The 10483-nt window shown below is 37.5% G+C and carries 8 protein-coding genes; 1 reads left to right on the top strand and 7 read right to left on the bottom strand.

The features are described from left to right. Positions 1-50: 50 nt before the first annotated feature. From FJR05_RS01905 to FJR05_RS01930, 6 genes are all read right to left on the bottom strand, one after another. Positions 51-2051, bottom strand: coding sequence for a hypothetical protein (locus tag FJR05_RS01905; protein WP_174783549.1), 2001 nt, complete (start codon positions 2049-2051; stop codon positions 51-53). A 174-nt stretch (positions 2052-2225) separates the two neighbouring features. Then, the gene (locus FJR05_RS01910; RefSeq protein WP_168642554.1) at positions 2226-3293 is read right to left on the bottom strand and encodes a glycosyltransferase family 1 protein; all 1068 of its coding nucleotides are present in this window, start codon (positions 3291-3293) and stop codon (positions 2226-2228) included. A 158-nt stretch (positions 3294-3451) separates the two neighbouring features. Continuing rightward, positions 3452-5044 carry a 2-isopropylmalate synthase gene (locus tag FJR05_RS01915; RefSeq protein WP_168642555.1) on the bottom strand — a complete coding sequence of 531 codons (1593 nt, stop codon included), beginning with the start codon at positions 5042-5044 and terminating at the stop codon, positions 3452-3454. Positions 5045-5251: 207 nt separating this feature from the next. Continuing rightward, on the bottom strand, positions 5252-5773 hold the full coding sequence (locus FJR05_RS01920) for an NYN domain-containing protein (RefSeq protein ID WP_027402274.1): 522 nt from the start codon (positions 5771-5773) through the stop codon (positions 5252-5254). Positions 5774-6547: 774 nt separating this feature from the next. Continuing rightward, positions 6548-7336 (bottom strand): rod shape-determining protein MreC, encoded by a 789-nt coding sequence (gene mreC, locus FJR05_RS01925; RefSeq protein WP_168642556.1) that lies wholly within the window; start codon positions 7334-7336, stop codon positions 6548-6550. A gap of 267 nt (positions 7337-7603) precedes the next feature. After that, positions 7604-8611, bottom strand: a complete 1008-nt coding sequence (locus tag FJR05_RS01930; RefSeq protein ID WP_168642557.1) for a rod shape-determining protein — start codon at positions 8609-8611, stop codon at positions 7604-7606. A 369-nt stretch (positions 8612-8980) separates the two neighbouring features. Between FJR05_RS01930 and FJR05_RS01935 the strand changes: the two genes are divergently transcribed. Beyond that, positions 8981-9343, top strand: coding sequence for a single-stranded DNA-binding protein (locus FJR05_RS01935; protein WP_168642558.1), 363 nt, complete (start codon positions 8981-8983; stop codon positions 9341-9343). Positions 9344-9407: 64 nt separating this feature from the next. Here FJR05_RS01935 and FJR05_RS01940 read toward each other — a convergent pair whose 3' ends face one another. Further along, positions 9408-10148 (bottom strand): SIMPL domain-containing protein, encoded by a 741-nt coding sequence (locus FJR05_RS01940; protein WP_168642559.1) that lies wholly within the window; start codon positions 10146-10148, stop codon positions 9408-9410. Positions 10149-10483: the final 335 nt, after the last annotated feature.

Here is a 10483-nt window from a genome sequence, read left to right on the forward strand (position 1 = left end):
CTACTTCTACCTACCCTATAAACTCTCGAAAGTGGGGGGAGAGTGAAAAACTACGCATATAGTTGGTTTCTTAAATAGCGAGTATTAACTAACATCACTGTTACACCCATACCCAAACCGATTAATCTAATTCCTGGTAATGGTAAAGTTAATAATTGAGAAACACCCACAGCTAAGACACTTAAAAAACTGTTAGTAGTGCGATTGGGTTCAGTGGTACGAATAGCTAAACCTGTCAATGCTAAAGGTGTAACTAACCAAATTATTCCCCAAGAATTTGGGTTCTGCCAATTACCATACCAATAATTTTGAGCATTTACCCACAATAAAGAAAAACTGAGTGCCGCTAATACTAAACCAATATACCATGCACTCCGTCGCCATATACCTTCACCAAGACTAAACCCCCATTCAGCTATCATAATAGATAGTAAAATACCTGCCCAAATTTCTTGATTTAAACTTGGTAAAAACCAATTAATGCTAGAAATCAGCGTCAATACTCCCATGCTATGAGTCAAATATATCAAGGAAGGATAAAAATCTGCACGACGTTGAATAAAGGTAGATAGAGTAATCGTAGATAATAAAAAATTAGCTGTTCTTAATGTCGGATTTATTAAGCTAATTATTGTCAAACAAATTCCTAAAAATAAAGTAAGATATTCGCCAAAATTTGCTAGTTCTTGATTGTTTTGATCATATAATTTACCTGTTATCCATAACATCAAAATGACGTAAGGAAACAAAGCAATACTCAATAATGCCCAAGGCTCATTTTGAGAATTTGTTAAATTAGTAGCTACGCTAATTACTAATCTTTGCAATTCATAAGGTATTAATCGCCAACCTAGCCAAATTGTCTGTAAACCAATTAAGAAAATAGCTAGAAAATCAAGTTGTAGATTATATCTTTGTAAACGACGGCTAAAAAACCATAAACTCAAACCACTAACTATGATTGCTTGCGCTGGTTGGGTTATGACTGAAACTAGCCAACCGAATAAGAGTAAACTTCCTCCCAACTTTTCCCAAAGTGCAGAAGAATTTAGAGAGGAATTTTTTTCTGATAACCAAATTACCAAACCACCGCAAATACCAATCGCTAAACCTAACTCTGTAATATTAACACCAGCTATAAAAATAGCCCTTGTGAGTAACGTTAATAACGCATAAATTAGGAAAGTAAAATATAAACTAATTCCCCATTGTGGCGTTTCTGTATTTGTACCTTCTTCCGATTGTGTTAATTGATGATGGACAGTAATAGCTGTTGTTCCTATCATTGCTAAATAAACAGCAATTAGGGGAAAACCTGTTAATTTCCAACCCAAATGTAAATAACTCAAACCGATAATATTAGCTAAAGGTAATTTACCACTGGGAAAATGACTAATAATATTTCTGTTTTTGCAAAGTTGATTAGTAATAAATGTCAGGGTTAGCGATGCAATCCCCATCACAACTAAGTTTAATGGATTTTGCCACAAACTAAAGCTATCCATTGCCCAAAAATTGATAGGTACTAATAACAATGTGACTATTAATAATGTCTGTGCAGTTAGCCTTAAATTGCTTTGTTTACCTGCCCAAAATGTAAAACCACAAAAACTCAAAGTATAAGCAAATAAAACCCCATACTGTCCAACTGCGGGAAATCTTTCCCACTGACTTGCAGCGAGAACACCAGAAGAAAGCACTACTAAAAACACACCCAAAAACAGCAACCATCGCACACTCAATTCTTCACCCCAAGATTGCAACATCGAATTAACAAAACTGGGTTTTGCTGGTGGTTTTGTGATGGGTGGTAAAGTGGCAATTAAGGGTCTTTGTGGGGCTGTGCGAGGTCTGGAAATTACTTCTGGTTCTGATTCAGTCTGAGGTGTAAATACTACGGTACAAATGAGATATTGACGTGCTAATTGTTTAATTTGATCATTGGATATTAAACCGAGTTGTAGTAAATTATCTAGTCCTAATAATAGGTCAGGATGATTAGATGGTATTTTAATTGGAATTTTCTGCGACGGTTCAAAAGGTGATGTCATAATCTGCAACCCTGCAAGTATATATCAAAATCTTCTATTTCGATTATCAATCAAATATTTTACTCATATTAGGAAAATCCAAGATTGATAAATTTGGATTTTTCACCCATCAAGTTGATTTTACTATTATTACAATAAGAGTGCAGAAAATGGGTTTTAAAATTATAAATTTTCTTAAAGATATTGTTTCAAAACTTCAACTGTAGCTTTTCCAGTTTTTTTCCAACTAAATTGATTTACTCGTTTCAGTCCTTTTTCTGAAAGTTCTTTTCTCAGTTCTGAATCATTAATAATTGCTTGCATCGCTGCTGTAATCTCTCCTATTTTATAGGGATTAATTAAAATAGCAGCATCTCCTGCAACTTCTGGAAGTGAGGAAATATTAGAAGTAATAACAGGTGTACCACAAGCCATTGCTTCTAAAACTGGTAAACCAAATCCTTCCCACAGAGTAGGGAAAACAAGTGCTAATGCCTGATTAATAATTCTTGGTAATTCTTCATAGGATACATAGTTAAGAAATTTAACAAGATGACTTATTCCTAATTCTTGAGTTTGTGTTTCTAATAATGGAGAGTAACGTTGATCATAGGGACCCGCTAACCATAGTTCATAATCATTTCTGTTAGGTAATGCGGAAAAAGCGGTAATTAGTCTTTGGAGGTTTTTGTAAGGATCTTGACGACCAATATATAGGAAGTAATTGCGGGTAGGAAGGTTCAGGAATTGGAAATGTGAGTTGTCGCCCGCCAAGAGAATTGGTGTAATTTTATTACTAGGAATTTGGTAAAATTGAATGATATCATTAGCTGTTGATTCTGATATACAAATAATATGTTCTGCTTGTTTAAAAACTTCAGGAGTATAGTATTTATGGTATGTTGTCAATGGTGAAAAGCGTTTAGGAAACCGCAGCGGTATCATATCAAATGCTGTAACAATAAACCGAGAATTAGTATATAAAGGTGCTTCGGGGATAGGGGAAAATAAAAGTTGGGATTTGAGATTTTTATATATTTTTGGTAGTTGGAATTGTGTCCAAAGTAAGCGATTAAAATGTCCTTTTAAACCTTGTTCGGATGTGAGGTTGTTAGGAGTTGGATAGCATTTATAGTCAGGGAAAGATTGGGAGGTCAAAAGTATTGGCTCAAGTTTTTCTAAATGAGGTAAAAGATTAAGAGCGTAGGTTGTTGTACCTGTGGGTTTAGTTAAAAGAAATGAAAGGTTTATCGGTAATGGCATTTTTAATTTTTAGTATGCTTTATTTCTCTTAAGTCTAATATAATTAAGTTTCTTCTAACCCTGAAAAACGTTCTACTCATTCTTTAGTCAAGATTCACAGATCCCCGACTTCTTTGAGAAGTCGGGGATCTAGATATTAGATATAGATATATATGTGCCTATGCTGTGACTTCTTCCTTCACTTCCTGCTGTAAAGCTGAAACAAGTCTATTCAGTGCATTCACGTAAGCCTGAGCCGATGCCACAATGATATCTGTATTGGCTGCATGACCTGAAAACACACGGGATTGATGGCGTAGGCGAATTGTTACTTCCCCTAAAGCATCAATTCCTCCGGTGACAGATTGTACAGAAAACTCAATCAATTCATTCGGTATATTCACTACCCGATTTATGGCTTTGTACACCGCATCTACTGGACCTGTACCAATGGCTGCATCAGTTAATTCTTCTCCGTCGGGAGTGCGGAGTGTGACTGTGGCGGTGGGTTGAGTATTACTACCACAGGAAACCTGTACCAACTCCACCCGGAATAACTCTGGTGCTTGTTGGATTTCGTCATTGACAATAGCTTCCAAATCCCAATCAGAGATTTCTTTCTTTTTATCAGCTACATCTTTGAACTTAACAAAGGCTTTATTCAGTTCGGTTTCTGATAGTTCAAAACCCAATTCTTTCAAGCGTGTCCGAAAAGCATTTCTGCCAGAATGTTTACCCAATACTATTTGATTGTCTGATAAACCAATTAATTGGGCATCCATAATCTCATAAGTGAGTTTGTTTTTCAATACCCCATCTTGGTGAATCCCAGATTCATGAGCAAAGGCATTTGCACCGACAATGGCTTTATTTGGTTGCACCAACATTCCCGTTAAATTGGAAACCAAACGGGAGGTTTTATAGATTTGTTTGGTGTCAATATTGGTGAGTGGTGCTTCCGAATTTTCAGCCCGTCCTAAGAAGGGATTAAAATATTGTCTGCGAACGTGCAAGGCCATGACTAATTCTTCTAAAGCGGCATTGCCGGCTCTTTCACCAATGCCATTGATCGTACATTCTAGCTGACGAGCGCCGTTTTTGACAGCTTCCAAAAAGTTAGCAACTGCTAAACCCAAATCATTATGGCCGTGAACAGAAATAATGGCTTTGTCAATGTTGGGGACATTTTCAGTAATGCCTTTAATGATTGCGCCAAATTCGCTGGGGGTGGTGTATCCTACGGTATCAGGAATATTAACAGTTGTTGCACCGGCTGCGATCGCTCTTTCCAAGACTTCATACAAAAATTCTGGATCAGAACGTCCCGCATCTTCTGGAGAAAATTCGACATCATCGGTGAAGCTTTTAGCATAGGCTACCATTTCTTCAGCGATCGCCACCACTTCCGGTCTAGTCTTTTTCAACTTATATTGCAAGTGAATATCAGAGGTAGCAATAAAAGTATGAATTCTCCCTTTAGCAGCAGGTTTAATCGCCTCCGCAGCCGCTTTAATATCATCATATCTGGCTCTAGCCAAACTACAAATTACCGGACCATTTTCTGTCCCCACAGTTTGGGCAATTTTGCTCACTGCTTCAAAATCCCCAGGACTAGCAAAAGCAAAACCAGCCTCAATAATATCTACTCCTAAACGGGCTAGTTGTTTGGCAATAACTAGCTTTTCGTCTATGTTGAGAGTTGCTCCAGGACACTGTTCTCCATCACGCAATGTGGTGTCAAAGATGATAATTCTATCGGTTTGGTTGCTCATTAGCTTAACCTCTGTGAGTTTTGAGAGTGGGCTTAATAAAAGAATATTCAGGAATTAGAATTAATCAAATGTGGTTTGATTTGTCAGTCCTAGAGAATTTATCATCATCACCGACTTCTAATTCCTAAATTCTTGCTTGATAAAATAACTGGAACTGTGAAATGAGAGTTTTTAACTTTGAGATTTGTAAATAAATACTAAGCTAAGTTAACCGTCAGTTTTTTCTATTCTATCTCTAATATCATTCAAGTCTATATATCTGTCAGTAGCATTACGTAATTCCCTGGCTATCATGCCCTCAGTGGATACCACTGTAATATGAGTATTTTTGGAGCGTAATAATTCGATAGCCCTTTCAAAATCACCATCTCCGCTAAATAATACAACTCTGTCATATTGATCTACCGTATTAAACATATCAACGACAATTTCAATATCTAAATTCGCTTTTTGAGAGTAACGACCCGAAGCATCATCATAATACTCTTTGAGGATTTTCGTGCGGACTGTATATCCCAAACTAATAAGTGCATCTCTAAAACCTCGTTGGTCTTGAGGGTCTTTTAATCCAGTGTACCAGAAAGCATTAATTAATGTAGTGTCTGACTGTTCGTATTTGAAATATTCTAAAACGCGCCGGGGGTCAAAAAACCAACCATTTTTTTGTTGAGCATAGAACATATTGTTTCCGTCTACAAAAATAGACAGACGATTCATTGGAGAACCCATAAAAATTTACACCTAATAATAGATAAGAATGTTAGAGGGAAGAATAGATTATAGCAATTATCAAGTGGTAATTTCGCTAATATCTTTAAGGTACATAATTATGTATAGCCATTATCTTACCTCTTTGTAAAGACAAAATTTGGACAAAATATCCAAGTAGAGAACCGAATTATTTAACTAGTTTCACCTCTGAGAGTTGTAAATATGTTGTCTGATCAAAATCTAGTAATAAAATTGACCTAGTAACAGGATTCGGAACTAGATAATATCCAATTTTACTCCTAAAGAGGTACGGTATAGGATTTTGGGTAGTTAAATCTTCATCAATAGATTCTTTACTCAACTGTAGGGATAATTTCAGAGGAGATTATCAATACTTCAAGAGAAGACCATTGAGGATACGCATCTAGGATACCCTAAATAAACCCCTAGTACCGCAGGGCGGAAGTCTAAAGTCAAAGCGAGGATAGTATAGGCTTTTCACCGATTTAGAATGGGTTGTTTATTTACGCCGTGTTGTCCTAGTATTTGACTAATACTCTAGGATACCAGTTTGAATAAGTTAATGACTCCGAATATAAATTTTTATTACAACCAACCTGCTCTGCTATGACACAGGTAGGTTAGGTTACGGTTACATACAGCATATTGCAGATTAATGAGGTACAGGATCTAAATTCAAAATCTAAATTCAAAATCTAAATTCAAAATCTAAATTCAAAGCCAGACAGCAAGCCAGTTTTACGCCTGACTCGGTGACTCCTGCTGTATTCATCATTTGGTCACATTCGGAGTTTCTAAATCTTGTTTGTCTAGTTGAGGATAAACAGTTACCCAATCTAAGTAACGAATTGGCGGAAATAACTCTATTTTAGCTATTGAGGCTGGAAGTTTCTTTAAATCCAAGGATTTAATTTTCCCTATGGCTAAACCAGCCGGGAACTTCTGACTATAAGTAGAGGTAGATACTAAGTCACCTATTTTAACATTAGGAACTTTTTCATAAAACTCTAATACCCCTTCAGCGGAAGCATCACCTTGCAAAACTCCTTTAGCTGATGTGCGGCTGATAGTTACGCCTACTTGACTTTTTAAATCACTTATTAACAATACACTACTAGTATTAGTTGTCACAGTATCTACTAAACCGACTAATCCACCGTCGGCTTTGACAATAGAACCTTCTTGAATGCCTGATGCAGTCCCCCGATTCAAAATCACCTGTTGCCACCAATGATCCGCACTGCGTCCTACCACCCTGGCTATAATTGGCTTTTGTGGCAAGGTTTCTTTCTCTATGTAACCCAGTAAACTTTTTAATTTCTGATTTTGGCTTTCTAAATCAACGATGCGAGTCTGTAATTCTAAAAATCTTGCATCTTTAATATTTTGTTCAGGAATTGCTGCTGACTGTAGCATCTGTAAGGGGCTGGTGATTCCTCGGTAAATCTCGCGTAACAATGCTCCTTTTGTCTCTCTGAGTGTCCAAGCACTACCTACAACTAAGGCTAATAATCCTATTTGTAATCCTTTGTATTCCCACCAGCGTTTTAAAGTAAACATAATAACCTGTATATATTTTATAAATTATTTAGGAGTTAGGAGTTAGGAGTTAGGAGTTAGGAGTTAGGAGTTAGGAGTTAGGAGTCAGGAAGAAGGAGTCAGGAGTCAAGAAGAAGGAGTAAAACTGGCTTGTTGTCTGGCTTTGAATTTAGATCCTGCGCTTCATTAAATTCTGAACTCAACCCTCATGTACTTTTACTGAAAATAATGGATTCTATAGTTATGAATAAATACAGAACCCATATATTCCTAACTTACTAATTACTACTACATATTACGAGAACGCCCGCTAAATACTCTCTCCAACTGTTTGAAGTTTTCTAATACGCGACCTGTTCCCAGCACTACACAGCTTAAAGGATCAGCAGCTATATGGGTAACAAGACCTGTCTCATGACTAATTAATGTATCCAGACCTTTGAGCAATGCACCACCCCCTGCCAACATGATCCCACGATCAATAATGTCTGCTGCTAGTTCGGGCGGTGTCCGTTCTAGTGTGCGTCTAACTGCTTCGATAATTACCGCTAGAGGCTCTACCATACTTTCCCGAATTTCCGGGCCTTTGATGGTGACGGTTCTGGGTAAACCAGACAGTAAATGTAAGCCTCGTACTTCCATTACACTATCATTATCGTCTGCGGTCGGATAAGCAGAACCTATTTTAATCTTAATATCTTCTGCCGTGCGCTCACCAATTACCAGATTATGAATTTTCTTCATATACTGAGTAATGGCTTCAGTTAATTCATCTCCAGCAATGCGGACTGATTCGCTGATTACTGTTCCTTGAAGACTTAATACTGCTACTTCTGTTGTCCCCCCACCAATATCAATAATCATGTTACCAGTAGGTTCTGCTACTGGCAGTCCGGCCCCAATTGCTGCTGCAACTGGCTCATCAATCAAATATACTTCTCTAGCTCCGGCTTGGGTGGCTGCATCCATAACAGCCCTTCTTTCTACTCCAGTCACACCACTGGGGATACCAATGACAATTCGGGGCAACATCAGGGATCTCCCTTCATTTACCCGCTGAATAAAGCTTTTTAGCATCAATTCAGCCGTATCAAAGTCAGCTATCACACCGTCGCGCAGGGGACGCAGGGCAATGACGTTCCCCGGTGTGCGTCCGAGCATTTTTTTAGCCTCTTCTCCCACTGCCAGTGCCACTTTCAGATTTTGATCAATGGCAACGACGGAAGGTTCTTGCAGGACAATTCCTTTACCAGATACATAAACTAGGGTGTTGGCTGTACCGAGGTCGATACCCATATCCCAGGATGGACGAAAATTAAAATTGAAAAGACCCACGCTTCTCTATGCCCCCTATTTACACTACTTCTGACTACAAAGATAAGAGTTAATAATGATAGATGCCATGATATTTGGTTGCCTGACTCCAGTAGACTAGACTATTTTTTTATCTAGCTTTTGTCAATCTGGAGTTTAGTGTCATGAATCTTAAGTTATATCTTCTCAAGGTCACTCAGTATAACCGTATAATTTTTTTTAAATGTCAAGTATTTTTTGAATTTTTGCGGTAGTTAACTGTTATGATTCTAACATATTTTTAATTATTTCACAATTAGTTATTATAGAATTCAGAATAATACAATACAAAAATACTAGGAAATAAAAACCATGAGCATTAATGTTGTTACTCTTGTTGGTCGTGTCGGCGGCGACCCAGATATGAAATATTTTGAGTCGGGTACAGTTAAATGTAGATTGACTCTAGCTGTCAATAGAAGATCACGCAACAATGATAAACCAGACTGGTTTAATCTGGAACTTTGGGGAAAAACTGCGGAAGTTGCTGGCAATTATGTCCGTAAAGGTGGTTTGATTGGGGTTAAAGGTTCTTTGCGATTTGATACTTGGAGCGATCGCCAAAGTGGAGTTACCCGTTCTAGTCCAGTGATTCATGTAGACCAGCTAGATTTACTAGGTTCTAAGCGTGATGGTGAAGGTGGAGGATCAGATATGTCTCCAGATAATTTCTAATTTAGTCAGTTGTCAGTTGTTTTTCTTTGCTACTGACCACTGACTAATGACTAATGACCACTGACTAATAGCTAATTTGTAATGTTACTGATGCTTGTACTTCTTGTTCACCGGCAATTATGGGAGTAGAAGCATCTGCGAGACTAGCTTTAGCAGCTTCAATCCTGTACAGTAGAGGTGGGGAGGGTGGTGTTGCACCATTAATTTGAATACTGATGATGTCTTTTGGTTCTAATTTTAAGGCGCTAAGAACCGTTTCCGCTTGTTCTTGAGCATCCTGGGTAGCTTTTTTTAAGGCTTGTTTTTGGGCAATTGCGATCGCCTCATCACTAGCAATAAAACTCACACCATTAATTTGTGTCGCTCCAGCTTTCACCACATCATCCAATAAAGTTTCGGCTTTATCTGTAGGAATACGGAAGTTTACTGTATTGCTAACTGCATACCCAGTAACTCGCTGCACATTACCATTGTAGCTATAAACTGGGTTGAGGCGAATACCTGTAGTGGTCAATTTTTCGACATTCCGTTTTTCGAGCAAAGCTACCACAGCCGATGATCTGCGTGCTGCTTCCTTTTGAGCATCTTCAGCCGTTTTTCCTTGAACTTCCACACCCAAACTAACTTGGGATAAAGTTGTCGAAATTGTTTCTACTCCTTTTCCCGTTACAGTTAAAGTCCGCCATAATTTTTCTTGTGCTGATGCAGGTAACATAAAAATCGCGCTGAAAAATATACTCAAAGATAATACTTTCCCAAAATTCCGGGTTGGAAAGCGATAATTAGATAAAACAGTGATAGACATTTTCCTTAACACTCCTCTAAAAACCTATCAATTTTGGGGTAACTGTTATTAACAGCCACCAAAACATTTTCACACCCCAAGGTGTAATTTGCATACTTATAGTTAAATAATGCTTTAACCCAAATAAGACTTGGTTACATTTTTTGTAACGGTAAAAATTATGTGTGGGGATTCCTTGGATCAATCCCATCCATTTGAATTATTTTATGATAGTTCTTCCTTATCAACTTTATGATAACAAATTTAAAATCAATTGTCAACCTCCAAATCTTCTTTTTTGCGCGACTCAATTGAGAAATTGAAAAAGCAGCAATTCTCATTTTGAAAAAAATAAA

Origin of the sequence: Dolichospermum sp. UHCC 0259 (genome assembly GCF_009711935.1) — a bacterium.
Taxonomy (GTDB): Bacteria; Cyanobacteriota; Cyanobacteriia; order Cyanobacteriales; family Nostocaceae; genus Dolichospermum.